Here is a 25,223-nt window from a genome sequence, read left to right as displayed (position 1 = left end):
ACTGCTCGTCAAGGCGTCGGGTCGGTCAACTCCAGGCAATTTCAGCGGGAGTCAGCGAAAAGCGGTTGGGGTGCCGTGTAGTCCCCGCTGGGTGGTCTCGCGATCGGCGGTGAAGTTCGGTCCGTCGACCTCGGTGTCGTAGTACCGATGGAAGACCGGGGTCTGCGCGCCGGACATCGGCGGCACGATCCAGCTCCAGTCGGCCGGGCACTGGCGGCCCTCCCGTTCCTCGCGTTCGAGATGCAGGAGGAACCGGCGGGACTCGGTGTGATGGTCGGTGATGGTCACGCCGTGGACCTGGTACGAGTGCAGGACCGCACGGTTGATCTCGACCAGCGCCCGGTCGCGCCACAACGTCGACTCGTCCGAGGTGTCCAGCCCCATCCGTTCCGCGACCTCCGGAACCAACGCGTAGCGGTCGTTGTCGGCGAGGTTGCGGGCCCCGATCTCCGTGCCCATGTACCAGCCGTTGAAGGGCGCGGCCGGGTAGGAGACCCCGCCGATCTCCAGCGTGTTGTTGCTGATCACCGGCACCGCGTGCCACCGGACTCCCAGACCGGCGAACCACGGCAGTTCGGGATGCTCGAGCGGGACCTCGTGCACCGCGTCGTCGGGGACATGGAACATCCGCGGTCCGTCCTCGACGGTCTCCACCACGAGCGGGAGGACGTCGAAGTCGCCGGTGAGGACAGGCGGCTGCCATCCGCGCCGGATCAGTTCCTCGGTGAATGACTGGTAGCGCGGATCGCCGATCACGCGACCGGACGGCTGGGCGTATCCGGCGTACCGGATGAGCTGCTCGTTCCAGATCCTAGGGGCAGGTCGGAACGGCGTGTCGGGGGCGAACACGCTGATCATCGGGCGGATCTTGCCGCCGTTGTGCGCGGCACGCAGGTGGTCGAAGCAATGCGCGGCCACCTCGCCGGCGTCGGAGACGGTCCGCAGGTCGCGCACCCGCAGGCTGCGCCAATACAGCCGGCCGATGCAGCGGGAGTTGTTCCGCCAGGCGACCCGGGCGCCGAACGCCAGCTCGGCGGTGGTGTGCCAGTAGGTTCCGGTCAGGTCGATCTCGCGCATCACCGCCGCGATCCGCGGTGCGGCCGGACCGCTGTCGGGGTTCTCCGCGTGGAAGAGTTCGAGGAAGTCCGTGGCCTTGGTCCGGACCGACTGGATTTCGTTGCTCCAGGGACAACGTTCGGGGGCGGGCTGGCTCACGGCCGATCAGTCCGAGCCCGGAAACTCCGGTCCACTCCCGTGCCGGGAGCGGATCTGCCGGTCGTGCAGGTCGTCGTACAACGGATCCTTCTGGTACGCCGGATCCGGGGTCGCCGGCGAACTCCCGAGCCGATCCACCTCGCTGGCGAACGAGTCCACGAGCGACTGCATCTGCACATGGGCCGTGCGTGCGTACGACCGCACCTGCTCCCCGGCGGTGTCCATCGCCTCCGCGACGATCTGGCGCTCGTGGGCGCGCGCCTGGCTGATCCGCTCGCGAGCGTCCCGGCTGACGTCCTGGACCATCTCCTCGGCCACCAGTTGCGCCTGGCTGAACAGCTGGACGACCTGCTCGTTCACGCGCTCGCCGACCTGCTCGTACTCCTCGAGCTCGCCCCGGACGCGCTGCAGTTCGCCCCGCACGCGCTGCAGTTCCACCTCGAGGCGTTCCTTCTCGTGCTGGGCCGTTTTTCGCTCCTGCTCCGCGGCCTGTGCCTGGTCAGCCAGCTGATCGAGGAATCCGTAGACCTGACCCGCGTCGAGGCCCCGCATCCGGCGCTGGAAGGTCGTACCCCGGATCGTGTCGGGCGTCTGGGAGCGCGGAGAGTCGCGTCGGTGGCTGCTGTGCGTCACTTGATGTCTCCTGACCTGAGAGCGCCGGTCCGGCGGTGTGGTCGTCCGCGGCGGCGTAGTAGAAGTTCTCGTACTGGATGTTGTCGGGGCGCATACCGGCCGCGGACAGCTGTTCGAGCGTGTGCGCGACCATCTGCGGGCCGCCGCACACCATCGCCAGCCGCCCGTCCAGCGCCTGCCGGGCCGCGACAGTGCCGACCTTCCCGCGGGCGCCGGGGTAGGAGGGGTCTCCCGACACGACCTCGGTGTAGTCGAACCACGGCCGCTTCTCGGCCAGCTCCCGGAGCCGGGGCCGTTCGTAGAGGTGCCAGGCCATCCGTACGCCGTGCAGCAGCTGGACCCGCGGTGCCATCCGGGTGCGCTGCCACTGGTTGTCGATCTCTTCGAGGACCGCGAGCAGCGGGGCGAGTCCGGTACCGCCGGCGACCATCAACAGGTCCCGCGGGTCGTCCGGGCGCCGCGTCAGCCGCTCACCGACCGGTGACCCGAGCTTCACGGTGTCGCCGACCTGCAGGGTCCGCACCACGGTCGGGCTCACCTGACCGCCGTCGATCTGCTGGACGTGCAGGTCGATCGAGCCGTCCCGGCGCGGGGCGTTGGCCGGGCTGAAGTACCGCCACATGCGTGGGCGCTGCGGGATCTCCATCGACAGCGACTGGCCGGGAAGGAAATCGAACGCACTGCGGGGCTGGACTCTGAGCAGGGTCAGGTCCATCGTCCGCCGCTCGACCGAGACCACGTCGGCGTCCCACCACCCGGGACCCGTGTCCGAGGACGTCTCGGCCGCCTCGACCATGATCCGGGCGACCACCTGGTACGCGGCCGTCCACTGCATGGCGAGGTCCTCGTCCCACTCCGACCCCAGAAAGTGTTTCAGGGTTGCGCACAACGACACGCCGACCACGTTGTAGTGCTCCGCGATGACGGCGTACTTGCGGTGGTCGCGGCCGAGGTGTCGCAGGAACGCCTCGTCGCGCTCGATCTCGTCGACATGGCTGACGACCCGACCGAGCGCGCTGACGAACTTGTCTCGCTGGTTCGACATCGAGATCGGGAACATCGCCCGTACCTCGGGATGTGACACGAACAGATGTGAGTAGAAATACAGCGCGACCTGGTCCCCGTGCTTCGTTACCTGGTCCCAGCTGCGTTGGAGGGCGTAGGAATCCATGGCGCTATCCGTCTCGGGGAGGTCGCTCCTCGACCGGAATCGACGATCCGTCAGGGGGCATCACGTACTGCTTGGCATCGGCGGGTGCCGACGGGTACCGCGTTGACAAGGGTTCCCTCCCATTTCCAGTTCCCCGAGTCTGTGTCTGTCGTGCGCCTCTCGGACCTACCCTCGGCCCACCGGCTTGAAACCGGCGCACGGACTCTATCGTCTCGGATAACTCCCCAGAACCACGGGAACCCCTGTTACTACAGCGTATTGCGACCCATCGCAATGAACCCACTACGCGACGTGCTGGTAACAATCATTGGCCCCGCCAACAACCATTCAAACGATTGTTGGCGTCGCCAACACAGTGCCCTATATCACCCACGTGCCGTCTCGTCAGAGCGCCACGCCGGTGCCTCCGGGGTGTCAAGGTCACGGAGAAATCGGGAGGAGATCCCGCGCTGGTCGACGTACCCACGTCAGGTGCACTGCGATCAGGCCGAGTAGGTCGCCGTCGTCATCGGCCACGTACGCCGCGCCGGCGGAGTCGTCACTCCAGTCCTGGATTCGGCCGGCCGTGGTCGCCGTACCTTCTTGTGGATAGCCCAGCTGGCGCAACAGTTCGTTGACAGCCGTGGCGTCGGCGGCGTGGGCCGGTCGGATGTTCATGGGGTGATCGGGAAGTCGAAGTAGGTGTCGGGGTAGGGTTCGTTTCTCAGCGTGTAGTGCCACCACTCGTAGTCGTAGGAGTCGAAGCCGTTGGACTCCATGACGGTGCGGAGGTGCTGGCGATTGCGGGCCTCGGTCGGTGTGATGCCGTGGGCGTTGTGGTGTGAGATGGAATCCATCAGGTCGTGGTCGCCGCCCATGCGGGCGATCTCACCAGTGGCCAGGTGGTAGAGGGTCAGGTCGACCGCGCTGCCGCGGCTGTGGCCGGACTTCGCGGCGACGTACCCCTTCTCGAACATCTCGGTCCGCTCGATGTTCGGATAGTGCCGCCGCTTCGTGCGGCCGTCCTCCGGCTGCCGGGACCAGCGCAGAAACCGGTCCACGGCGCGTTGCGGGCGATAGCCGTCCCAGAGCAGCAGACCGAAGCCGAGCGTCTCGGCCTGCTCGCGTGCCGCGTCCAGCGCGACGCACAGCGCCTTCGTGCCGACGATCCGGTTCGCCAGGTAGCCGTCCACCGGTTTCCCGGTGAAGTTGTCCCAGACGGCGTACTTCGCGTCCCAGCGGATCCCGCTGACGAACTCGTCCACGAAGACGAAGTCGGCGTTCACCGGACCCTCGGCGACACTGCCAGCGACACCATCCGGTCGATCAGCTCGGTCAACGACACCCCGGCGGCCGCCATCATCCTCGGGTAGCGGCTGTACGACGTCATGCCCGGGAACGTGTTGACCTCGTTGAGCATCACCGTCCCGTCGTCCTTGAGGAACATGTCCACGCGGGCCAGCCCTCGGCAACCGAGGGCGCGGTAGATCGCCTGCGCGGTCTCCCGGACGAGCGCGCGAGACTCGGCGGAGATGTCCGCGGGAACGGTCACCGTCGAGTTCTCGGAGCCGCTCTCGGGATCGAGCTCCTGATGGATCTTGAAGAAGCCGTGCGTCAGGTTGATCTGGTCCAGCTCACCGAGCGTCAGCTCGTCCTCGTTCCCGAGGACCGCGCAGCCGACCTCGCTGCCGACGACGGCCTCCTCGATCAGCACCTTCGAGTCGTACTGCCGCGCGGTCTCGATCGCGCTCGCGAGCTCCGACTCGTCGGCGACCTTGCTGACGCCGAACGTGGACCCCGAACGGGCCGGCTTCACGAAGACCGGGTAGCTGAGTTGCTCGAGATCGACCTTCTCGTCGGGCGTGACGGTCCAGAACTTCGGTGTCGCGATGCCTGCGTCGGCGACGACCGTGTACGTCAGTGACTTGTCCATGCAGAGGGCCGAGCTCTGGATGTCGCAGCCGACGTACGGGATGCCGGCGAGTTCCAGCAGGCCCTGCATCGCGCCGTCCTCGCCGAGTGTGCCGTGCAGGACCGGGAGTACGACGTCCAGGCGGACCGTCGTACTGCGGCCCTCGTCGAGCACGAGCAACCCGTGCACGGTGCTGTCGGGTGAGAGCACCGCGGGACGGCACTCGCCGTTCTCCCAGTCGGCGGACGGGCCGTCGCAGAGCATCCAGGCGCCGCTCGTGGTGATGCCGATCCAGAACGGCTCGTACTTCCGGGTGTCGAGATCGGCGGCGATCATTTGCGCCGACTTGAGCGAGACGGGGTGTTCCTCGGACCGGCCGCCGAAGATGATGCCGATCTTCATATCCATTCCAGCTTTCTTCTGTCGAATTCCAGGCAGTTGACGAGTGAGTTCTCGACGGTGTCGCGCAGCGCACGGTCGGTGTAATAGGCGGTGTGCGGGCTGATGATCACGTTCGGCAGTTTCCGCAGTCGCGCCAGGGGATCGCTTTCGATGGCGGTATTCCTGCAGTCGGAGTAGAAGATTCCTTCCTCTCCTTCGACGACGTCCAGGGCCGCGCCGCCCAACCTGCCGCTCTCCAAAGCCGCGGTCAGCGCGTCGGTGTCGATGAGTGCGCCACGTGCGGTGTTGATGACAAAGGCGCCGCGTCGCAATTGGTTGATCCGCCGGCGGTCGAGAAGATGGTGAGTGTCCGCGGTCAGTGGCGTATGCAGCGTGATGATGTCGCTGAGTTCCAGCAGATCCTCGAGAGGCACATAATCCGCGGTCGTTCTGGCGTGCTTGTCATAGGCGAGCACCCGGCAGCCGAAACCCCGCAAACGGTCCAGTACGGCGGCGCCGATGCGTCCCGTTCCGATGACTCCGACGGTCAGATCGCGCACGTCCTTGCCGCGTTCGGTGCTCAGTCGGTAGTCCTGAGCGGCCACGCGATCAAGCATTGATTTCGCGTTGCGGACCGCCATCAACATCAGCATCAAGGTGTAATCGGCGACACTGTCCGGCGAATACGCGACGTTCTCGACGGTGATGCCGACACTCACTGCATAGTTCACGTCGAGATGGTTGTAGCCGATGCTTCGCGTCGAGATGTATTCCACCCCGGCCCGACCGAGGGCGAGCAATGTCGCGTTGGTGATCCGGGTTTTGTGGCCGATGCTGATGCAGCGGTTCCCGATCGCCAGTTCGACGGTCGCCTCGGACACGGCGGCCGTGGTGAGCGTCGGTACGACGCGAAAGCGCGGCGCCAACTCCCGGAACAAAGCGGCCTCGTCGGGCTCGCAGCCGTAGATCGTGATTCCCCGTTCCGGGACGGCCGCGGAGCACCAGGACGCCAGCGATCCGGCGGTGCCGGTTCCCGATCGTGCTGGTTCGCTGTAGTTCATGTCTCCAGTCAATTCAGTGTGGTGTTGCCAAGCTGTATGAGGTTTTTGATATGCGGACGAAATGTCAGGGCATGTCAGCTCAGCGACCGCGCCGCCGGAGGACCTCGCGCCGCTTCATGTAGAGGTCGAAGGCGCGGTACACCAGCGGTCGCAGTGGCAGGTCCCACTCGCCGACGTACCTGACGGCCTGACCGCCGGTGCCGACCTTGAACTGGATCAGCCCGAGGTGCGAGTCGTCGGCGTCGACGGTCGGCGTGATGCCGCGCAGGTTGTAGACCTCGCAGCCCGCCGCCAGCGAGTCGCGGATCATCGCCCACTGACACGCGTTGGAGCCGCGCACCTCGCGTTTCTCGGTGGACGAGGCGCCGTACGAGTACCACGCCTGCGCGCCGACGCGGACCAGGATCGTCGCCGCGACCAGGTCGCCCTGGTGGTGCGCGAGATAGAGCCGGATGCGCTCGGGGTCCTCGGCACGCAGCTCCGCGAACATGGTCTCGAAGTACCGCAGCGGCCGCGGCGTGAAGTGGTCTCGTTCCGCGGTGTGGACGTAGAGATCGTGGAACGCCTTCAGGTCATCGCCGGTCGTGACCTCGACACCTTCCTTGGCGGCCTTCTTGATGTTGCGGCGCCAGAGCTGGTTCATCCCGCGGAGCAGACCGTCCTCGGTCGCGCCGGCGAGTGGGAGCTCGAAGGTGAACTGCGGATGCCCGGTCCCGAAGCCGACGTCCGGGTTCTGCGGAAGCCATCCGGCGTTCCGAAGCTGGTCGGTCACGCGAGCGCCAACCGGGTCGATCTGCTGGCTCGGGATGTCAGTGAGCCGCTCGACTCCCGGGTCCGCGATGCCTTCCTTGACCTGTACGGCGCTCCACGCGGTCGTGCGCACCGGTGGACCGAGCCGGATCGCGAACGCGCCCTGCGCTCGCAGGTACGCCGCCAACGGTTCGAGCCACGCGGTGAGGTCGCCGGACCAGTCGATGACCGGGCCCTCGGGCAGGTAGGCCAGCGTGTAGCGGTCGAGGCGCGGGACCGGGCGGTGCAGGACGAGTCCGGCGCCGACCAACCGCGGGCCGTCGTACCAACCTAGGGAGTCGCTGTTCCACTCGGTTTTGACGTGGGCCCAGGCCGGGGTCTGCAGGAAGCTGACCGATCGGCGGGTCCGGACGAACGCGAGGTGCTCCGCGGCGCTGATCGGCGCGATGGTCAGGTCGTGCGCAGTGGTCACCGTTGCATCCGCGGGTCGTGCGTCGGGTCGGCGTACATGGGTGGGCAGCCGTGATCGATCGCCGCCAGGCGGAGCTCGTAGTGCCAGGGTTCGTTCTTGTAGATCTGGCAGAGCCCGTACCTGGCGCCGTGCTCGGACAGCCACGCGGCGGCGTTCGGGCGCCCGATGTCGACCGCGAGCCCCGCCACGTGCGGCGACGTCTCCGTGGTGGCGACCCAGCGCGCGGCCTCCTCCCGCGAGCCGTACTTCGAGACCGCCTCGCGGAGCAACTGTTCCTGGTACGCCGGGGAACGCCAGCCACTGTTGACGAAGAACTCGATCCCGTCGCCGGCGGCATCCTTCGCGGCCGTACGCAGCGCACCGAGCAGGTCCGGATCGAGATTGCTCACCGCGGGCACCGAGTCGAAAACCGTCACGCCCTGCGGAACGACACCGTCGGCCTCGCCGAGGGACTGCCGGGTGCTGCTCGGCGATGCGGTGGGGAAGGAGGACGCGAGGGTCTGGTGGACGAACACGCCGATGAGCGCCACGTTCGCGACCACGAACGCCGCGCGGAGGGTCATTTTGGTACGGCGGCCCGCCGGGGCTGCCGATTCGCTCGTGGACATGCCGTCAGTCAACGCAACGCGCTGTTAACAGCACGTATGAGGTTTTCGATATGCCGACGATATGGTCGGCCTCGTAGCATCAGTACAGTGCGGGTACTGATCGTCGAGGACGAGTCCGACATGGCGGACGCGATTCGTGATGGCCTGCGTCTGGAGGCGATCGCGGCCGACGTCGCCGGGGACGGTGACACCGCGCTGGAGATGCTGAGCGTCAACTCGTACGACATCGCGGTGCTCGACCGCGACATCCCGGGGCCTTCGGGCGACGAGATCGCCGAGCGGATCGTTGCCTCCGGCAGCGGTATGCCGATCCTGATGCTGACCGCCGCGGACCGGCTCGACGACAAGGCATCCGGGTTCGAGCTCGGCGCCGACGACTATCTCACCAAGCCGTTCGCGCTCCAGGAGCTCGTACTCCGGCTCCGGGCCCTGGACCGTCGGCGCGCCTACAACCGGCCGCCGGTGTGGGAGATCGCGGGCCTGCGGCTGGATCCGTTCCGCCGCGAGGTGTACCGCGACGGCCGCTACGTGGCGCTGACCCGCAAACAGTTCGCCGTACTCGAGGTGCTCGTCGCGGCCGAGGGCGGAGTGATCAGCGCCGAGGAACTGCTGGAACGGGCCTGGGACGAGAACGCGGACCCGTTCACCAACGCCGTACGGATCACTGTCTCGGCACTGCGCAAGCGGCTCGGGGAACCGTGGATCATCGCGACGGTCGCCGGTGCCGGTTACCGGATCGACGCCGAGCGGGGGGACGACAAGCGTGGATAGGGAGCCCGGGCTGAGCGTTCGGCTCAAACTCACCCTGAGCTATGCCGGGTTCATCATGCTCGCGGGTTTCCTGCTGCTCGCCGTGGTGTGGCTGTTCCTGCTGCGGTACGTGCCCGACGTGATCGCCGGTTCGATGCGGATGCCGGATCGGAACGACCTGCTCCGCGCGTTCGTGCCGAAGGCGACCCTGATGATGGTGTTCCTGCTGGTCTTCGGCCTGGTCGGTGGCTGGATCCTGGCCGGCAGCATGCTCTCGCCGTTGACCCGGATCACCAACGCCACCCGCCTGGCGGGGAACGGATCGCTGTCGCACCGGATCCAGCTGGAAGGTCGCAACGACGAGTTCCGGGAACTCGCGGACGCCTTCGACACGATGCTCGCCCGGCTCGAGGCGAACGACGCCGAACAGCAGCGGTTCGCGGCCAACGCCTCGCACGAACTGCGGACTCCGCTGGCGATCACGCAGACGCTGCTGGACGTGGCGCGCAAGGATTCGAACCGCGACACCGGCGAGCTGGTCGAGCGTCTGCACTTCGTCAACACCCGGGCGATCGACCTCACCGAGGCCTTGCTCATGCTCAGCCGCGCCAACCAACGGTCGTTCGCCCGCGAACCGGTCGACCTGTCGCTGATCGCGGAGGAGGCTACGGAGACGTTGCTCCCGCTGGCAGAGAAGCGGGGGCTGACACTCGAGACGTCGGGTGATGTCGCTCCGACGCTTGGTTCACATGCGCTGCTGCTGCAGATGACGACGAACCTGGTGCACAACGCGATCGTCCACAACCTGCCGGAGGGCACGGTGTGGGTGACGACCACGTTCAGCCCGCAGACAGTGCAGCTCACGGTCGAGAACACCGGCGAGAAGCTGCACCGGCATGTGGTCGCCACGCTGGTCGAGCCGTTCCAGCGTGGCTCGGCCCGGATCCGCACCGACCACGCCGGCGTCGGCCTGGGCCTGGCCATCGTCAAGAGCATCGCCAAAGCCCACAACGGCACCCTGACCCTCACACCCCGCCCCACGGGAGGCCTCCGGGTAGCAGTCGAGCTACCCACTGCCGCGGCCCGCAACGACCGCTGAGCCCGCGCGAGACGGCCTCGTGTCAGCGGGGGGCGAGGAGGCAGAACTCGTTGGTCTCGGGGTCGGCGAGGACCGTCCACGGTACGTCGCCCTGGCCGACGTCGGCGTCGGTGGCGCCGAGCCCCCGGAGCCGGTCGGCCTCGGCGGCCGGGGCGTCGCCGGGATACGGGCGGACGTCGAGGTGGAGGCGGTTCAAGCCCACCTTCGGGTCGGGATTGCGGAGGAACTCCAGGTACGGCCCGACACCCTTCGCGGAGCGCAGCGTGGCCTGGTCGTTGGTCACCTCGTGCACGGTCCAGTCCATTGCCTGACCCCAGAAGCGGGCCATCTCGCGCGGGTCCGCGCAGTCCACGACGACCGCAGCGATCGGGCCGGTGTCGCGGTAGATCTCCCGCGGCTCGAGCACACAGAACTCGTTGCCCTCCGGGTCGGCGAGCACCGTCCACGGTACGTCGCCCTGTCCGATGTCGACGGGTGTCGCGCCGAGGTCCTGCAGCCGGGCGACGAGCTCCTGCTGATGCGCCGCGGAGGTGGAGGCGAGGTCGAGATGGATGCGGTTCTTCACCGTCTTCGGTTCCGGGACGGGAAGGATGTCGAGGCAGACGGCACTCGGATCGGGATAGTCGAACCCCGCCGGCTCCAGGCTGGTCACACCGGGTTCGTCACCGGTGACGTTCCACCCGAGCGCGGCCCCCCAGAACCGCCCGAGCGCGGCATCGTCGCCCGCCTTCATCGTCACCTGGACCAACCGCGTCGTCATACCGCGGATCCTAAGCCCGCCCGGTTCAGGCCGCTGGGCCCGGCGTTGACGGCTGAGCGGCCGCGGCGGAGGCTGACGAGTGAGAGGAGTAGCAGCGAGAGGAGATGGCGTGATGGCGAAGGTACTGATTCTCACGGGGGACGCCGCGGAGGATCTGGAGGTCATGTACCCGTACCAACGGTTGCTGGAGGAGGGGTACGACGTAACGATCGCCGCGCCCGAGGCGAGGAAGCTGCAGTTCGTGGTGCACGACTTCGTGGACGGGTTCGACACGTACACCGAGAAGCCGGGGCACACCTGGCCGGCGGACGTGGCGTTCGCCGACGTGGATCCGTCGGAGTACGTCGCCGTGGTGATCCCGGGCGGTCGCGCGCCGGAGTACATCCGGAACGACCCGGACTGCCAGCGGATCGTGAAGCACTTCTACGGCGAGTCGAAGCCGGTCGCCCAGCTCTGTCACGGACCGCTGATCCCGGCGGCCGCGGGGGTGCTGAGCGGGCGCAAGACGTCGGCGTACCCGGCGCTCGCGGTCGACATGCGGGCCAGCGGAGCGGAGTGGGTCGACGGTGACGCGGTGGTCGACGGCAACGTGGTGTCCGGTCGGGCGTGGCCCGATCACCCGGGCTGGATGCGCGCGTTCATGGCGATCCTGAAGGAGCACGCACCCGCCTGACCCAGCGTGCAGCGTTCGTGCAGCGTTCGGAGAGGCAGGGTGGACGCAGCCGACGGGGGGAGTGAGTATGCCTGTCGCACCGTTGAAGGAGCTCGTCGACGAGGCACTGGCCAAGGGGTACGCCGTGCCCGCGATCAACGTGGTCGACGAGCTGAGCCTGCGCGCCGTGGTCGACGCCGCGGTCGAGCTGCGGTCGCCACTGATCGTGCAGACCTCGGTGAAGACCGTGAAGTCGGTCGGGCGTGACGTGCTGAAGGCGATGTTCGACGCCACCGTCGCGCCCGTACCGGTGCCGGTCGCGCTGCACCTCGACCACTGCCCGGACCGCGCGGTGATCAGCTCGTGCCTGGAAGCCGGCTGGAACTCGGTGCTGTTCGACGCCTCCTCGCTCCCGGTCGAGGAGAACCAGCGCCAGACCGTCGAGGTGGTCGCCGAGGCCCGCACGTACGGCGCCCACGTCGAAGGTGAGATCGAGGGGATCACGGGGGTCGAGGACGGGGTCGGATCGGACACCGAGTCGGAGCGTCAGTCCCTCGACGTGGCGACGTGGTTCGTGACGACAACCGGCGTCGACGTGTTCGCGCCGGCGATCGGCAACGCCCACGGCATGTACCACTCCACACCGGAACTGGACTCGCAGCGGATCACGGATCTCGTCGCGGCGACCGGGATCCCGATGGCCCTGCACGGGGGCTCGGGCCTGACACCCGCGCAGTTCCAGGACCTGATCGGCCGCGGCTGCTCGAAGGTGAACATCTCGACGGCGCTCAAGGTCGCGTACATGACGTCCTCCCTGGAGCACCTCGAGCACGCGCGGGCGACGGACAAATGGGACCCACCGTCGTTGTTCGGGCACATCCACACCGCCGTACGGGCGATGGCGGCCGAGCACATCGAGATGTTCGGGAGCGGTGGCCGGGTATGACCTCGCTCGTGTTCGACTGCGACGGCGTACTGGGTGACACCGAACGCGACGGGCACCTGCCGGCCTTCAACGCGACGTTCGAGCAGTTCGGCCTGCCGGTGCGGTGGTCGGTGGAGGAGTACGGGCGGCTGCTGCGGATCGGGGGCGGCAAGGAGCGGCTGGCGACCGCGCTCGACGACCCGGCGGTGTGGCGTGCGGCGGGATCGCCGGCGACGCCCGAGGAGCGTGCCGACGTGGTGGCGACCTGGCATCGCGCGAAGACCAAAACGTTCACCGACCTGATCGCCGCGGGCGTGGTCCCGCCGCGTCCCGGCGTACGGCGGACCATCACCGCCGCGCTCGCCGCGGGCTGGACGGTGGCCGTCGCGTCCACGTCGGCCGAGCCGTCGGTACGGGCGGTGCTCGCGGGAGCGGTCGGTGCGGATCGGGCGGCGACGATCCCGGTGTTCGCGGGGGACGTCGTACCGCGGAAGAAGCCCGACCCGGCGGTGTACGAGCTGACGGTGCAGGAGCTCGGGCTTGATCCGGCCGAGACGCTCGTGGTCGAGGACTCGCGGAACGGCCTGCTGGCGGCGACTGGTGCCGGGTTGCGCACGGTGGTGACGGTCAGCGGATACACGCGGGACGAGGACTTCACCGGGGCGGCGCTGGTCCTGAGCAGCCTGGGCGATCCGGACGGCGAGGCGCTCGAGGTACTCGCGGACCCCTTCGGGATCGGTCCGTCCGGCGCGCTGGAGCTCGCCGATCTCACTCGGCTGCTGGATCGGTCGAGTACGGCATTCAAGGAGGGGCTGACGTGACGGATAGTTCTGACAGCTGGAGTGACATCGACCTGGTGATGAACACGATCATCGACACGTGCCTCGCCAACGAGAAATACTTCGGTGACCTCGATTCGGTGGTCGGTGACGGCGACTTCGGGTACTCGCTGGCGCGCGGTTTCGAGAAGCTGCAGGCGCAGTACGGCGAACTCGACCGGACCGACATCGGGACGTTCCTGAAGAAGGTCGGGATGCTGGTGACGTCGCGGATCGGCGGGACGTCGGGTCCGATCTGGGGGACCGGGTTCCTGCGCGCGGGGATGGCGGCCGGCAACGCCACCGCACTGGACGGGGCGACCGTGGTGGCGATGCTGCGGGCCGCGATCGAGGGGATCAAGGCGCGCGGCGGCGCCGAGTTGGGCGACAAGACACTCCTGGACGCGCTGGTGCCGCTGACCGACGCCGTCGAGGAGGGGTTGGCGGCCGGGCTGAGCAGCGCCGAGATCGTGGACCGTGCCGCGGTGGCCACCCGGTCGGCCGCGGACGCGACGGTCGGCATGGTCGCCAAACGCGGCCGGGCCGCCTACACCGGCGAGCGCAGCCGGGGATCCGTCGATGCCGGGGCGATCGCGGTCGCGGTGTTGATGGAGCAGATCGCACAGAACTGGAAGGGGAGGGACTCGGGATGAAGAAGTTTGTCAACGATCCCAAGAACTACGTGCCGGAGATGCTGCAAGGTATCGCGCTGGCCAATCCCGGGACGCTGCGGTACGTCCCGGAGTACAACCTGATCATGCGGACGGACGCGCCGCGCGACGACAAGGTGTCGATCGTGCAGGGCTCGGGCTCTGGGCACGAACCCGCGCACGTGATGGCCGTCGGCCCAGGCATGCTCGACGCGGCCTGCCCGGGGGACGTGTTCGCGGCGCCGCCGATGGAGTACGTGTACGAGACGACGAAGCTGCTCGCGTCGCCGAAGGGCGTGCTGCTGCTGGTGAACAACTACACCGGCGACCGGATGGCGTTCGACATGTCGCAGGAGCTGAGCGCCGCGGACGGGCTGGACGTGCGGACGCTGATCATCGACGACGACGTGTCGGTGAAGGACTCGACGTACACGGTCGGCCGGCGCGGGGTGGCGGGCAACTTCTTCGTGATGAAGGCGGTCGGCGCGGCGTCCGAGCAGGGCGCCAACCTCGACGAGCTGGTCCGGATCGGGGCGAAGGTCAACTCGGTCACCCGCACGATGGGGATGGCGCTGACGGCCTGTACGCCGCCGGCGAAGGGCTCGCCGCTGTTCGAGCTCGGTCCCGACGAGATGGAGATGGGCGTCGGCATCCACGGCGAGCCGGGGCGCAGCCGCGAGAAACTTGCCTCGGCCAACGAGATCATCGACTACATGCTCGAGGCGGTCCGCTCCGACCTGCCGTACGAGTCCGGTGACAATGTCGCGCTGATGATCAACGGGCTCGGCGGTACGCCGATCAGCGAGCTGTACCTGCTCTACGGGCGCGCCCACCAGGTGCTGACCGACCGGGGCATCAACGTACGGCGCAACTACGTCGGTGAGTACTGCACCTCGCTGGACATGGCCGGGGCGTCGGTGACGTTGGTGAAGCTGGACGACGAGATCGAAGGACTGCTCGAGGCACCGGCCGAGATCGCCATCCGGGTGTTCTGAGTTCGTCCCGGGGGACCGTGGGTGCTGCTCAGCCCTCGGTCCCCGCCGCGTCGACTCCGTAGTCCGCGCGCAGTCGCCGTACCTCGGACTGCGTCGACGGCCACAGCGGTGAGGCGGGTGAGAGCAGCGCCAGCTGGTGTTCCCACGCGCTCAGGTCGGTGACGCCGGCGTACGAGCGGGTCCACGCGACGACGAGGTCGACGTCCTGCGTCCGCAGTACGGCGGCGCGCACGCGGTTGTCGAGACGGTTCCGGGACGCCACGACTCCGGGCGCGTCGGACTGCGGCAGCAGCGGACCCGGGTAGCGGCGCAAGGCCGACGACAGCAGATGCGAGTCGAGATCGTCGCCGACTTCGAGCCAGTCCGCGGCGATGTCGTGACGCAGCCGGTACGGGCGTGATTCGACGACGCCGGAGCCGAGGAGGGCGCGCAGCCGGGTCATCTCGCCGCGGAGCGAGGAACGATGGTCGGCCTCGCCGTACCGGGCGCCGTACAGCGCCTCCGACAACTCCTCGGCGGTCAGGCCCTCGGGGTGCTCGGCCAGCAGTACGACGATGTCGCTGTGCCTGCGGCTGAGCCGGAGGTCCCGCCCGTCGCCGGACACCTCGGCGTCCGGTCGGCCGAGCGCGACGATCCGCATCCGCCGGGCGGACTCGCCGGTGAGCCTGCGCAGGATGGTCAGCCGGCCGAGCTCGGCCTCGGCCATCCGGGCGGCCGCGCGGACGAGGGCGAGCGACTGCGGCGAACCGGCGTCGACGCCACCGGTGATGTCGACGACGCCAAGCACGCGCTGGGTGTCCGGGTCGTAGATCGGAGCCGCCGCGCAGGACCACGGCTGCACCAGGACCGTGAAGTGTTCGGCCGACCGGATCTGCACCGGTGTCGCCACCTCCAGGGACGTGCCGAGCGCGTTCGTGCCGACCTGCCGTTCGGCCCACCACGCGCCCTCGCTGAAGTGGATGCTGTCCGCGGCGCGCAGGACGTCGGGACGCCCGCACACCCACAGCAGCCGGCCGTCACTGTCACCGACAGCCATCACGCAGTCGCTGTCCACGGCAGCTCGCCCGAGGACGTCGTACAGCATCGGGATGACCGCCGACAGCGGGTGTTCGTCCCGGTACGCCGTGAGTTCGTCGGCCCGGAAGGCGAACGGGGCCGCGGTGTCGGCGTGCAGCCCGGCCGCGACCGAGCGGTCCCAGGAGGCCGCGACCAGGCCCCGCACGGGCTGTTGCCCCGCACCCCCGAGGAAGTCCTCGTGTCGCCGATGCAGCCATCGGTCGATCGATTCCACCTTTCCAAGGGAACTGCCGAACCCGGCCAAAGTCCAGGCCGCTCCGTAAGACGCACTGGAAAGCGATTTCCATCTGTGATTGCATGGACCGGCGATAGTCAGTCACCGGACGATGCGTGAAGGAACGGGATATGTGGACCCTGTCGGGATTCGCTGACGAGATCGACAAAGACTTCGAGACGCAGTTGCAGGTGCTCGGGAAGCTCGGCGTGAAGAACGTCGAGTTCCGCAGCGCCTGGGGTGTGAACGTCCTCGATCTCACCGACGAGCAGCTGGCGGAGGTGAAGACGCTGCTGGACCGGCACGGGATCGCTGTCTCGGCGCTCGGTTCGCCGATCGGGAAGATCGGGATCAACGACCCGTTCGAGCCGCACCTGGAGCGGATGCGCCACGCGCTGGACGTCGCCGAGACGTTGCAGACGGCGTACATCCGGATCTTCTCGTTCTTCATCCCGCAGGACGACGACCCGGCCCAGTACCGGGACGAGGTGCTGCGCCGGATGGCCGCGCTCGCGGCCGAGGTCGGTAACCGGCCGGTCGTGCTCGCGCACGAGAACGAGAAGGAGATCTACGGCGACATCCCGAGCCGCTGCCTCGACCTGATCGAGTCGGTCGGGTCGGAGAAGCTGCGGACGACCTGGGACGCGGCGAACTTCGTGCAGTGTGGCGTGCGGCCGCACACCGAGGGCTTCGCGCAGCTGCGTCCGTACCTGGAGTACGTGCAGATCAAGGACGCGATCCTGGCCAGCGGCGAGGTCGTGCCTGCCGGCGAGGGCGACGGCGAGATGCTGGACACGCTGCGCGCGCTGAAGGCCGACGGGTTCGACGGGTACTTCTCGCTCGAGCCGCATCTGCAGTCGGCCGGCAAGTTCGGCGGCTACTCCGGCGCCGACCAGTTCGAGCGCGCGCACAAGGCGTTCACCGGCCTGCTGACCGCCGAAGGGATTGAGTTCGCGTGACGGTGCGATTCGCGGTCCTCGGCTGCGGCGTGATCGGCAAGCATCACGCGGCCGTGATCGACGGGCTGGCCGGTGCCGAGCTGGCGGCGGTCGTCGACATCGACCCGGAGGCGGCGCGGGCGCTGTCGGAGAAGTACGGCGTCCCGGCGTACGGGAAGCTGGACGACGTGCTGGCGCTGGGCGACATCGACGGTGTCGCGGTCTGCACCCCGAGCGGCGATCACGCCGGCCAGGCGATCGCCGTACTGCGGGCCGACAAGCATGTCGTGGTCGAGAAGCCGATCGACATCACCGCCGAGGCCGCGGCCGAGCTCGCCGAGGCGGAGCGGACGTCGAAGGGCAAGGCGACCGTCATCAGCCAGCACCGCTTCGACCCGGCGAGCCAGGTGGTCAGGTCGGCGGTGACGTCGGGCAAGCTCGGTGAGCTGACGTCGGCGGTGGCGAGCATCGCGTGGTGGCGCAGCCAGGAGTACTACGACTCCGGCGCGTGGCGCGGTACCAAGGAGATCGACGGCGGCGGCGCCCTGATGAACCAGGGCATCCACACCATCGACCTGCTGGTCTGGATGCTCGGTCAGCCGGTCGAGGTCACGGCGCACGCCGCTCGCCTCGCCCACGACCGCATCAACGTCGAGGACACCGCGGTCGCGATCGTCAAGTTCGCCAACGGCGCGCTGGCGACGATCCACGGCACGACCGCGGCGTACCCAGGGGTGAGCGCCCGCGTACAGGTGCACGGCACGCGCGGCTCGGCGGTCATCGATGGCGACAAGCTGGAGTACTTCCACGCCGCCGGTGGTGCCAAGGAGGCCGGTGCGTACGGCGGTGGCGACACCAACCAGGCCGCACAGGTCCTCGCGGCCGACGCCCCGGCGCAGACCGCCGGTGCCGATCCGTCGGCGTTGTCGAACGCGCACTCGACCCAGTACGCCGACTTCCTCGAGGCGATCGCCACGGGCCGGGAGCCGCTGGTGACGGTTGCCGAGGGCAGCCGGACGCTGGACCTGGTGCTGGCGATCTACGAGTCGGCCGAGACCGGGAAGCCGGTCTCGCTCTGACCCACAGCTCCGGCCCCGGACTCAGGTCCAGGGCCGGAGCTTTCCGGGGTTGCGGACACCCCAGATGTGTTTGATGCGGTCGCCGGAGATCTCGAAGGCGTAGACCGTGACGGTGACGCCGTCGCGCTGGGCCACGAGACCGGGCTGACCGTTGACGGTGCGCTCCACGAGCGTCAGGTCGCTGAACTTTCCCGCGAAGCTGACCATCGAGCGGGCGATCTGTTCGCCGCCGGCGATCGGCCGCAGGACCGCGCCGACGAGACCGCCGCCGTCGGCGATGACCGAGGCGTCGGGGTCCAGGAGAGCGACGAGGGCCTTGAGGTCCTTGGCTTCCCAGGCCTGCTTGAAGTCCCTGACGACGCGGGCCTGCCGGGCGGCCGGGGTCACGGGGGCTTGCGCTGCGCGGATCCGGCGGCGAGCCGACGATGCCAGCTGCCGGCACGCCGCGGGGGAGCGGCCGACGATCTCGGCGACCTCGGCGAACGGGTAGCCGAAGACGTCGTGCAGGACGAACGCGACCCGCTCGGCCGGCGTCATCGACTCGAGGACCACGAGGAACGCCATCGTCACCGACTCGTCGAGCGTCACCCGGTCGGCAGGGTCGGCGCGCGCGGTAGTCCGGTCCGTGGGGTCGGGGAGCGGTTCGGGGATCCATTCGCCGACGTAGGTCTCACGCCGTACCCGGGCCGAGGTGAGCTGGGTCAGGCAGATCCGGCTGGTGACCTTCGTCAGCCAGGCGGCCGGGTTCTCGATCGACTGCTGCTCGGCCGGTGTCATCGCGTACCAGCGGGTGTACGCCTCCTGGACGACGTCCTCCGCGTCGGCGAGTGAGCCGAGGAGCCGGTACGCCACGTTGATCAACTGCTTCTGCTCGCTGACGATCATGCCCATCCGACACGGCAGCGCGGCGAAATGTGACGTCGGCCTGACGTTTCGCGGGGTTGCCTGGTCGGGTCGGTATGACTCACAAACACAAGGTCATCGTCATCGGCGGCGGGTACGCCGGAACGCTCGCCGCCAACCGTCTGCGGGTTCGTGACGACGTCGACGTCACGCTCGTGAACCCTCGCCCCGACTTCGTGGAACGCATCCGCCTGCACCAGTACGTCGCCCGCACCGGCGAGGCGACTCTCGACTACGGCACGCTGCTCGGCGACGGTATCCGGCTCGTGGTCGACAGCGTCGCCCGGATCGACGCCGGTGCCCGGACCGTGCAGCTTGCCTCGGGCAACGTTCTCGGCTACGACTACCTGATCTACGCGGTCGGCAGTCGGGCGGTGCCGCCGACGGTTGCGGGGGCGGCCGACTTCGCGGTCTCCTTCGCCGAGTTCGAGTCCGCGCAACTGCTGCGCGCGAAGCTGGACGATCTGCCGCTCGATGCCCCGATCACCGTCGTCGGTGGCGGGCTGACCGGCATCGAGACGGCCGCGGAGCTCGCGGAACAACGGCGGAAGGTCACCCTGGTTTGTGGTGGGGCGCTGGCTTCGACTTTCAGCTCTGGAGCTCGGCGGCACATCGCGAAGTGGCTCACCCGGAATCACGTCGACGTCCGGGTCGCCGACTCGGTGACCGAGGTGCGTGCGGACGCCGTTGTCCTCACGGACGGGAGCGTGCACGCGAGCGCATTGACCGTCTGGACCGCCGGATTCGGCGTACCGGAGTTGGCGGCCGCGAGCGGGCTGCGGACGGACGCGATGGGTCGCCTGTTGACCGACGAGACGCTGACGAGTGTTGACGACGAGCGCATCGTGGCGGCGGGTGATGCGGCCGCGCCGTCGGGGCGTCCGTTGCGGATGAGTACGTACGCCGCCGGCCCGCTCGGGGCGCGGGCCGCCGATACCGTGATCAGCCGTATCGCCGGAACTGCGCCGGCGCCGCTGGACCTTGCCTTCACCGGAGCTTGCCTGAGCCTTGGTCGCCACGCCGGGCTTCGGCAACTCGCGCGCAAGGACGACACTGCGGTGAATCTGTACATCGCCGGTCGTCCCGGAGCGTTCATCAAGGAGACGGCCTGCCGGTTCGTGGTGGACAAACGCATCCGGCGGGAGGCCAACGACCCCGGCTCGATGAGCTGGCCCAAGGCAGCGCCCCGCCACGCCACGCAGACGGTCAGTTGATGACTTGGAGGTCGACGCCGTTGGCGATGCGGTAGGGGTGGGTGGAGACGAGAGCGCCGGCGACGCGGCGGAGGCGGGAGATCTCCGCGCGGATGGTCACCTCGTGCTGCGAATCGCCGTACAGCCTGGTGCTGAGCTCGGCGGCGGTCAGACCGTGCGGGCCGGCCGCGGCGAGTGCGGTGAGGATCTCCGCGTGCCGGCGCGTGAGCGACGTACGCCACGGCTCGCCGTCGCGGACAACCTCCAGGCGCGGCTCGGGGCCGGGGCACAGCCGGGCATGCACGGTGACGCCGGGCTCGCGAGGCCGCACCAGCCACCCGGCCCCCAGGCGTTCCGGCAGACACAGCCCGAGACCCGGTACGGCGACCGCGCGGTCGGCCCGCGGTACGTCGATGCGGTCGCGCGCCGCGATGCCGGAATGGTGCGCGACCCAGCCGTGATCGTCGACGACCAGCAGCGGACCGTTCGTCGTACCGACGACTGCCTCGGTGGAGCGGCGAAGGCTCTCCAGGCGTTCCTGGTGATGGCGCCACAGCGACGTCTCGGCGAGCCGGACCGCGCTCTCGACCAGCGCGGCGATCGCGGGATGCAACGTGAGGGCCGGTCCGCTCACGTCGACGACGCCGAGCAGTTGCCCGTCGCGCGGGTCGTGGATCGGCCATGCGGTGCAGTACCAGGGATGTTGATAGTTCTCGTAGTGCTCGGCCGAGAACAGTTGCACCGGCGCGGCCTCCGCGAGCGCCGTACCGATCGCGTTGGTGCCGACCACCTGCTCGGTCCACACCATTCCTTCGAGGAACCCAAGCCGGTCCGCGGTCAGTTGCACCCGGGGTGATCCCTCGCGCCACAGCACGACCCCGTCCGCGTCGCACACGACCATCAGGAACAGCGACGCGTCCGCGACGCTCGTCAGCACCCGGCGCAGCTCGTCGATCACGAGCGACAACCGCGACGTACTGCGTCGGCGCAGCAGGTCCTCGCCGCTCATCGGCTTCCGCGCGTTGACGTGGTCCGCGGCGAGGCCGAGGCTCATCACCCGCGACCAGGACCGGGCCACCAGAGCCCGCGGGCGTTCCGGGGGCCGGACGCCGCTGAGTACGGCGTCGTGGATCCGGACCAGTTCCCGGGCGCGGAGCGACAGGTCGGTCCCCGGCATGATCGCTCCGAACGCGGGCGTCGCTGCGGTCATGGGCACTCCTCACTCCTGAGTGTCTTCAGTCGGAGGCGCGACTCAGGACACTGGCTCGATCATCGTAGGACGGTTTCGTGAGCGTCGTCACCGTGCAACGTGTTGCAACCCTGGTCCGTGTGGCGGTGCGAGCGGTGTCCTGACCCCATGACCCAGACCGAGGAGAAGCCGACGTCCCAGCTGTCGGCAGACGACCGGGCCACGAACTGGCTCACCGCCTTCGAGGACGCGTTGCAGGCGCGCGACGTACCTCGGGCCGCCGGCCTGTTCGCGACCACGAGCTTCTGGCGCGACCTGATCGCGTTCACCTGGAACCTGAAGACCGTCGAGAACCCCGACGGTGTCGCCGACCTGTTGACGCACACGCTCGACGGCACCGACCCGAGCGGGTTCCGGTTGTCCGAACCGGCGGGCGAGGACAACGGTGTCATCACCGCGTGGTTCGAGTTCGAGACCGGCGTCGGCCGGGGCTTCGGACTGGTGCGGCACGTCGACGAGGACGGGCAGGACAAGGCGTGGACGTTGCTCACGACGCTGCGCGAGCTGAAGGGCCACGAGGAGTCTCGCGGCGTCCGGCGTCCGATGGGTGCACAGCACGGGGCTGACAAGAATCGCCGGACCTGGAAGGAGAAGCGGCAGGATGAGGCCGAATCGCTCGGGTCGACCGAGCAGCCGTACGTGCTGGTGGTCGGTGGCGGACAGGGCGGGATCGCGCTCGGAGCGCGGTTGCGGCAACTCGGCGTACCCGCGCTGGTCATCGACAAGCAGCCGCGGCCGGGGGACCAGTGGCGGAACCGGTACAAGTCGCTGTGTCTGCACGATCCGGTCTGGTACGACCACCTGCCGTACCTGAAGTTCCCGGACAACTGGCCGGTGTTCGCGCCGAAGGACAAGATCGGTGACTGGCTCGAGTCGTACGTGAAGACGATGGAGGTGCCGTACTGGTCCAGCACGGTGGCGAAGTCGGCGACGTACTCGGCGGAGACCGGTGAGTGGACGGTTCTCGTGGAGCGCGACGGTTCGCCGTTGACGTTGCGGCCTCGTCAGCTGGTGCTGGCGACCGGGATGTCGGGGAAGCCGAACGTGCCAACATTGCCTGGGCAAGAGGTGTTCCGCGGAGACCAGCACCATTCGTCGGCGCACCCCGGGCCGGACGCGTACGCCGGGAAGCGGTGCGTCGTGATCGGGTCGAACAACAGCGCCTTCGACATCTGTGGCGCACTGTGGGAACACGACGCCGACGTGACGATGGTGCAGCGGTCCAGCACGCACATCGTGAAGAGCGACTCGCTGATGGAGTACGGCCTTGGTGACCTGTACTCCGAGCGCGCGCTCGCGGCCGGGGTGACGACGGAGAAGGCGGATCTGATCTTCGCGTCGCTGCCTTATCGGATCCTGCACGAGTTCCAGATCCCGGCGTACCAGGCGATGGCGGAGAAGGACAAGGACTTCTACGCGCGGTTGGAGGCGTCAGGTTTCCGGCACGACTGGGGTGACGACGGGTCTGGGTTGTTCATGAAGTACTTGCGGCGCGGCTCTGGGTACTACATCGACGTAGGCGCCGCGGACCTGGTCGCGAACGGCGATGTGAAGCTGGCGCACGGGCAGGTCTCGCACCTGACCGAGGACGCGGTGGTGTTGGAGGACGGGACTTCGCTGCCGGCCGATCTCGTGGTCTACGCGACCGGGTACGGGTCGATGAACGGGTGGGCGGCCGACCTGATCTCGCAGGAGGTCGCGGACACCGTTGGCAAGTGCTGGGGTCTCGGGTCGGACACCACGAAGGACCCGGGTCCTTGGGAGGGCGAACAGCGCAACATGTGGAAGCCGACCCAGCAGGAGGCGCTCTGGTTCCACGGCGGCAACCTCCATCAGTCCCGCCACTACTCCCTGTACCTCGCGTTGCAGTTGAAGGCCCGTCACGAGAACATCCCCACCCCCGTGTACGCCCTCCAGCAGGTTCATCACCTGAAGTAGCTCCAGCCCCCAGGTGCCCGTAGCAGGCGCGACCCCTCCTCCACGCGCCTGCTACGGCGTACACATGCGCCTGTCCAGTCCGCGTCGAGGGACGGGGTGTAACGGAGGGGTGGCTGGTTGCGATATGGAGGCAACGCGGGTGGTCGCTGTCGGGGAGGACAGCGGCTGGGGGTACGGGGCCTGCGCGGAGGCGATCGTGCCGATCGAGGCCGGTCCGTACTGGGGGAGTCAGCTGGATGTCGTTCCGATTCAATCCGCCGCCGAACTGGCCGCAGCCGCCCGCCGGATTCGTCCCCGGCCCGACATGGAAACCCGACCCGAGCTGGCCCCCGGCACCACCCGGCTGGCAACTGTGGATCCCAGACGCCGGCCAACCAGCCACCACGCCAGTGAAGGTGGCGCCGGTTCAGGGGAGGCATGCGGCGCCGGTAGGTGCTGGAGTGGGGGAGGCGCGGATCCTCGTACCCTCGGTTGGTTCGGGTGGGCGTGATGGTGGTGGGTTGTTCGGTGGGAAGAAGCGGCTCGAGCAGGAGAACGAGCAGCTTCGGGGGCTTGTCGAGCAGCTCGGCGGGATGGACGCGTTGACGATCGCCGCCGAGACGGATCGGCTGCGGGGCGAGCTCGACCAGGTCCGATCGGCGGTGAGCAGCGCCCGGCTCGATGTCGCCAACGCCCAGGCCGAGTTGGCCGCCGTACGGCAAGGCATCATCGAGACCAACGAGGTTGCGACGCTCCAGGAAGTCGGGCTCTACGAGTACTCGCATCCGTTGCAGGACGCGGTCGCGTACAAGGCGCGCCTCAGCGACCTGAAGGACCGCTACAAGGTTCTTGCCAGAGGCGACGGTGCGGTCACCGCGACGACGGACTGGCAGGTCAACAACTCGGCGCGGGCCGGCGCGAAGATGGTGCGCGAGGTCTCCAAGCTGATGCTGCGCGCGTACAACGCCGAGGCCGACAACTGCGTACGGACGGTCCGCCCGCACCGTCGAGCGGCGAGTGTCGAACGGCTGACGAAGGCCCGCGAGACGATCGCGCGGCTGGGACAGAGCATGAGCATCCGGATCAGCGAGGACTACCACGCGCTGCGCGTCGAAGAAGTCCTGCTCACCGCCGACTATCTCTCGAAGGTGGACGAGGAGAAGGAACGCATCCGCGCGCAGCGCGAGCAGCAGCGCGAGGAGGAGGCGGCCCGCCGCGAGTTCGAACGCGAGAAGGCCCGGCTGCTGAAGGAACGGACCCACTACGAGACGGCGCTGGCCCGCGTACGAGCGTCAGGTGACGCGGCCGCGATCGAGAAGCTCGAGGCACAGGTCGCCGAGATCGAGGCGTCGATCACCGGCGTCGAGGAGCGCGAGGCGAACATCCGCGCCGGGTACGTCTACATCATCTCGAACATCGGCTCCTTCGGTCAGAACATGATCAAGATCGGGATGACCCGACGACTCGATCCGCTGGACCGGGTCCGCGAGTTGGGCGATGCGTCGGTGCCGTTCAGGTTCGACGTCCACGCGGTGATCTTCAGCGAGGACGCGCTCGGACTGGAGAGCGCGCTGCACACCGCGTTCGCCGAGCAACGGGTCAACAAGGTCAATCTCCGACGGGAGTACTTCCACGCGACACCCGCGGAGGTACGAGACCAGCTCGCCCGCATCGCAGGCCAGCACCTCCTCGAGTACCACGACCTTCCCGAAGCCCTCGAATGGCGAGCCAGCGGCGGTCAGGACACGGCCGGCAGCACGACTGGCTCACCAGCCTGAGGGCTCTGCGGCGTCGACGTGGTTGTCCGCACAGGGGCGTTAGA

General features: G+C 68.5%; 25 protein-coding genes. 12 read left to right on the top strand and 13 right to left on the bottom strand.

Annotated features, from left to right (window positions below; genetic code table 11):
• Positions 1–51 precede the first annotated feature (51 nt).
• From ACWGID_RS13045 to ACWGID_RS13005, 9 genes are all read right to left on the bottom strand, one after another.
• On the bottom strand, positions 52–1,215 hold the full coding sequence (locus tag ACWGID_RS13045) for a nitric oxide synthase oxygenase (protein WP_452196651.1): 1,164 nt from the start codon (positions 1,213–1,215) through the stop codon (positions 52–54).
• 6 nt (positions 1,216–1,221) lie between these two features.
• Positions 1,222–1,767: a DivIVA domain-containing protein gene (locus ACWGID_RS13040; protein WP_452196650.1), complete on the bottom strand. Its 546-nt coding sequence runs from the start codon at positions 1,765–1,767 to the stop codon at positions 1,222–1,224.
• Positions 1,715–3,019: a globin domain-containing protein gene (locus ACWGID_RS13035; RefSeq protein ID WP_452196649.1), complete on the bottom strand. Its 1,305-nt coding sequence runs from the start codon at positions 3,017–3,019 to the stop codon at positions 1,715–1,717. Before ACWGID_RS13035 ends, ACWGID_RS13040 begins: the two co-directional genes overlap by 53 nt.
• A 420-nt stretch (positions 3,020–3,439) precedes the next feature.
• Positions 3,440–3,676, bottom strand: coding sequence for a hypothetical protein (locus ACWGID_RS13030; protein WP_452196648.1), 237 nt, complete (start codon positions 3,674–3,676; stop codon positions 3,440–3,442).
• Positions 3,673–4,284 carry a D-Ala-D-Ala dipeptidase VanX gene (vanX, locus tag ACWGID_RS13025; protein ID WP_452196647.1) on the bottom strand — a complete coding sequence of 204 codons (612 nt, stop codon included), beginning with the start codon at positions 4,282–4,284 and terminating at the stop codon, positions 3,673–3,675. Before vanX ends, ACWGID_RS13030 begins: the two co-directional genes overlap by 4 nt.
• Positions 4,281–5,318 (bottom strand): D-alanine--(R)-lactate ligase, encoded by a 1,038-nt coding sequence (gene vanA / locus ACWGID_RS13020; RefSeq protein ID WP_452196646.1) that lies wholly within the window; start codon positions 5,316–5,318, stop codon positions 4,281–4,283. The genes vanX and vanA overlap by 4 nt, the downstream gene beginning before the upstream one ends.
• Entirely contained in the window at positions 5,309–6,352 is a 1,044-nt protein-coding gene (locus ACWGID_RS13015; RefSeq protein WP_452196645.1) for a D-isomer specific 2-hydroxyacid dehydrogenase family protein, read from the bottom strand. Before ACWGID_RS13015 ends, vanA begins: the two co-directional genes overlap by 10 nt.
• Before the next feature lie 79 nt (positions 6,353–6,431).
• A complete protein-coding gene (locus ACWGID_RS13010; protein WP_452196644.1) occupies positions 6,432–7,574 on the bottom strand; it encodes a lipid II:glycine glycyltransferase FemX in 1,143 nt (380 codons plus the stop codon).
• Complete coding sequence (locus ACWGID_RS13005; RefSeq protein WP_452196643.1) at positions 7,571–8,182, bottom strand: M15 family metallopeptidase; 612 nt, start codon at positions 8,180–8,182, stop codon at positions 7,571–7,573. Before ACWGID_RS13005 ends, ACWGID_RS13010 begins: the two co-directional genes overlap by 4 nt.
• 87 nt (positions 8,183–8,269) lie before the next feature.
• On the opposite strand from ACWGID_RS13005, the gene ACWGID_RS13000 reads away from it, so the two are divergent.
• Together ACWGID_RS13000 and ACWGID_RS12995 are read left to right on the top strand one after the other, a co-directional pair.
• Positions 8,270–8,953, top strand: a complete 684-nt coding sequence (locus tag ACWGID_RS13000) for a response regulator transcription factor (RefSeq protein ID WP_452196642.1) — start codon at positions 8,270–8,272, stop codon at positions 8,951–8,953.
• Entirely contained in the window at positions 8,946–10,031 is a 1,086-nt protein-coding gene (locus ACWGID_RS12995) for a sensor histidine kinase (RefSeq protein ID WP_452196641.1), read from the top strand. The genes ACWGID_RS13000 and ACWGID_RS12995 overlap by 8 nt, the downstream gene beginning before the upstream one ends.
• Positions 10,032–10,053: 22 nt before the next feature.
• Here the strand turns inward: ACWGID_RS12995 and ACWGID_RS12990 are convergent, their stop codons facing one another.
• Positions 10,054–10,791 (bottom strand): VOC family protein, encoded by a 738-nt coding sequence (locus tag ACWGID_RS12990; RefSeq protein WP_452196640.1) that lies wholly within the window; start codon positions 10,789–10,791, stop codon positions 10,054–10,056.
• A gap of 112 nt (positions 10,792–10,903) precedes the next feature.
• Between ACWGID_RS12990 and ACWGID_RS12985 the strand changes: the two genes are divergently transcribed.
• The 5 genes from ACWGID_RS12985 to dhaK all read left to right on the top strand — a co-directional run bounded on the left by ACWGID_RS12985 (position 10,904) and on the right by dhaK (position 14,831).
• Positions 10,904–11,464: a DJ-1/PfpI family protein gene (locus tag ACWGID_RS12985; protein ID WP_452196639.1), complete on the top strand. Its 561-nt coding sequence runs from the start codon at positions 10,904–10,906 to the stop codon at positions 11,462–11,464.
• A gap of 67 nt (positions 11,465–11,531) precedes the next feature.
• Positions 11,532–12,389, top strand: coding sequence for a class II fructose-bisphosphate aldolase (locus ACWGID_RS12980; protein WP_452196638.1), 858 nt, complete (start codon positions 11,532–11,534; stop codon positions 12,387–12,389).
• Positions 12,386–13,189 (top strand): HAD-IA family hydrolase, encoded by an 804-nt coding sequence (locus tag ACWGID_RS12975; RefSeq protein WP_452196637.1) that lies wholly within the window; start codon positions 12,386–12,388, stop codon positions 13,187–13,189. The genes ACWGID_RS12980 and ACWGID_RS12975 overlap by 4 nt, the downstream gene beginning before the upstream one ends.
• Positions 13,186–13,839 (top strand): dihydroxyacetone kinase subunit DhaL, encoded by a 654-nt coding sequence (gene dhaL / locus ACWGID_RS12970; protein ID WP_452196636.1) that lies wholly within the window; start codon positions 13,186–13,188, stop codon positions 13,837–13,839. The genes ACWGID_RS12975 and dhaL overlap by 4 nt, the downstream gene beginning before the upstream one ends.
• Entirely contained in the window at positions 13,836–14,831 is a 996-nt protein-coding gene (gene dhaK / locus ACWGID_RS12965) for a dihydroxyacetone kinase subunit DhaK (protein ID WP_452196635.1), read from the top strand. Before dhaL ends, dhaK begins: the two co-directional genes overlap by 4 nt.
• 28 nt (positions 14,832–14,859) lie before the next feature.
• Here the strand turns inward: dhaK and ACWGID_RS12960 are convergent, their stop codons facing one another.
• Entirely contained in the window at positions 14,860–16,122 is a 1,263-nt protein-coding gene (locus ACWGID_RS12960) for a GAF domain-containing protein (RefSeq protein ID WP_452196634.1), read from the bottom strand.
• Between the two features lie 131 nt (positions 16,123–16,253).
• On the opposite strand from ACWGID_RS12960, the gene ACWGID_RS12955 reads away from it, so the two are divergent.
• Both ACWGID_RS12955 and ACWGID_RS12950 read left to right on the top strand, forming a co-directional pair.
• On the top strand, positions 16,254–17,081 hold the full coding sequence (locus tag ACWGID_RS12955; RefSeq protein WP_452196633.1) for a sugar phosphate isomerase/epimerase family protein: 828 nt from the start codon (positions 16,254–16,256) through the stop codon (positions 17,079–17,081).
• Positions 17,078–18,139, top strand: a complete 1,062-nt coding sequence (locus tag ACWGID_RS12950; RefSeq protein WP_452196632.1) for a Gfo/Idh/MocA family protein — start codon at positions 17,078–17,080, stop codon at positions 18,137–18,139. The genes ACWGID_RS12955 and ACWGID_RS12950 overlap by 4 nt, the downstream gene beginning before the upstream one ends.
• Before the next feature lie 21 nt (positions 18,140–18,160).
• Here the strand turns inward: ACWGID_RS12950 and sigJ are convergent, their stop codons facing one another.
• The gene (sigJ, locus tag ACWGID_RS12945) at positions 18,161–19,024 is read right to left on the bottom strand and encodes an RNA polymerase sigma factor SigJ (protein ID WP_452196631.1); all 864 of its coding nucleotides are present in this window, start codon (positions 19,022–19,024) and stop codon (positions 18,161–18,163) included.
• 74 nt (positions 19,025–19,098) lie between these two features.
• Between sigJ and ACWGID_RS12940 the strand changes: the two genes are divergently transcribed.
• Positions 19,099–20,256 carry an NAD(P)/FAD-dependent oxidoreductase gene (locus ACWGID_RS12940; RefSeq protein ID WP_452196630.1) on the top strand — a complete coding sequence of 386 codons (1,158 nt, stop codon included), beginning with the start codon at positions 19,099–19,101 and terminating at the stop codon, positions 20,254–20,256.
• Here ACWGID_RS12940 and ACWGID_RS12935 read toward each other — a convergent pair.
• Positions 20,249–21,445 carry a GAF domain-containing protein gene (locus ACWGID_RS12935; protein ID WP_452196629.1) on the bottom strand — a complete coding sequence of 399 codons (1,197 nt, stop codon included), beginning with the start codon at positions 21,443–21,445 and terminating at the stop codon, positions 20,249–20,251. The genes ACWGID_RS12940 and ACWGID_RS12935 overlap by 8 nt on opposite strands.
• Positions 21,446–21,592: 147 nt before the next feature.
• Between ACWGID_RS12935 and ACWGID_RS12930 the strand changes: the two genes are divergently transcribed.
• Together ACWGID_RS12930 and ACWGID_RS12925 are read left to right on the top strand one after the other, a co-directional pair.
• Positions 21,593–23,422 (top strand): flavin-containing monooxygenase, encoded by a 1,830-nt coding sequence (locus tag ACWGID_RS12930; protein ID WP_452196628.1) that lies wholly within the window; start codon positions 21,593–21,595, stop codon positions 23,420–23,422.
• 440 nt (positions 23,423–23,862) lie between these two features.
• Entirely contained in the window at positions 23,863–25,179 is a 1,317-nt protein-coding gene (locus tag ACWGID_RS12925) for a DUF4041 domain-containing protein (RefSeq protein WP_452196627.1), read from the top strand.
• The last annotated feature ends 44 nt before the right edge of the window (positions 25,180–25,223 follow it).

It is taken from the genome of Kribbella sp. NPDC054772 (genome assembly GCF_053611945.1).
The sequence above is the reverse complement of the archived record's forward strand: the minus strand, read 5'-3'. Positions and strand labels throughout refer to the sequence as shown.

Coding starts and splice junctions, on each gene's coding strand:
- sigJ (WP_452196631.1), bottom strand. CDS start 19,024: ATGATCGTCAGCGAGCAGAAGCAGTTGATCAACGTGGCGTACCGGCTC.
- ACWGID_RS12940 (WP_452196630.1), top strand. CDS start 19,099: ATGACTCACAAACACAAGGTCATCGTCATCGGCGGCGGGTACGCCGGA.
- ACWGID_RS12980 (WP_452196638.1), top strand. CDS start 11,532: ATGCCTGTCGCACCGTTGAAGGAGCTCGTCGACGAGGCACTGGCCAAG.
- ACWGID_RS13030 (WP_452196648.1), bottom strand. CDS start 3,676: ATGAACATCCGACCGGCCCACGCCGCCGACGCCACGGCTGTCAACGAA.
- ACWGID_RS13040 (WP_452196650.1), bottom strand. CDS start 1,767: ATGCGGGGCCTCGACGCGGGTCAGGTCTACGGATTCCTCGATCAGCTG.
- ACWGID_RS13015 (WP_452196645.1), bottom strand. CDS start 6,352: ATGAACTACAGCGAACCAGCACGATCGGGAACCGGCACCGCCGGATCG.
- ACWGID_RS12955 (WP_452196633.1), top strand. CDS start 16,254: ATGTGGACCCTGTCGGGATTCGCTGACGAGATCGACAAAGACTTCGAG.
- ACWGID_RS12935 (WP_452196629.1), bottom strand. CDS start 21,445: ATGACCGCAGCGACGCCCGCGTTCGGAGCGATCATGCCGGGGACCGAC.
- ACWGID_RS12990 (WP_452196640.1), bottom strand. CDS start 10,791: ATGACGACGCGGTTGGTCCAGGTGACGATGAAGGCGGGCGACGATGCC.
- vanA (WP_452196646.1), bottom strand. CDS start 5,318: ATGGATATGAAGATCGGCATCATCTTCGGCGGCCGGTCCGAGGAACAC.
- ACWGID_RS13005 (WP_452196643.1), bottom strand. CDS start 8,182: ATGTCCACGAGCGAATCGGCAGCCCCGGCGGGCCGCCGTACCAAAATG.
- ACWGID_RS12975 (WP_452196637.1), top strand. CDS start 12,386: ATGACCTCGCTCGTGTTCGACTGCGACGGCGTACTGGGTGACACCGAA.
- ACWGID_RS12930 (WP_452196628.1), top strand. CDS start 21,593: ATGACCCAGACCGAGGAGAAGCCGACGTCCCAGCTGTCGGCAGACGAC.
- ACWGID_RS12985 (WP_452196639.1), top strand. CDS start 10,904: ATGGCGAAGGTACTGATTCTCACGGGGGACGCCGCGGAGGATCTGGAG.
- dhaK (WP_452196635.1), top strand. CDS start 13,836: ATGAAGAAGTTTGTCAACGATCCCAAGAACTACGTGCCGGAGATGCTG.
- ACWGID_RS13035 (WP_452196649.1), bottom strand. CDS start 3,019: ATGGATTCCTACGCCCTCCAACGCAGCTGGGACCAGGTAACGAAGCAC.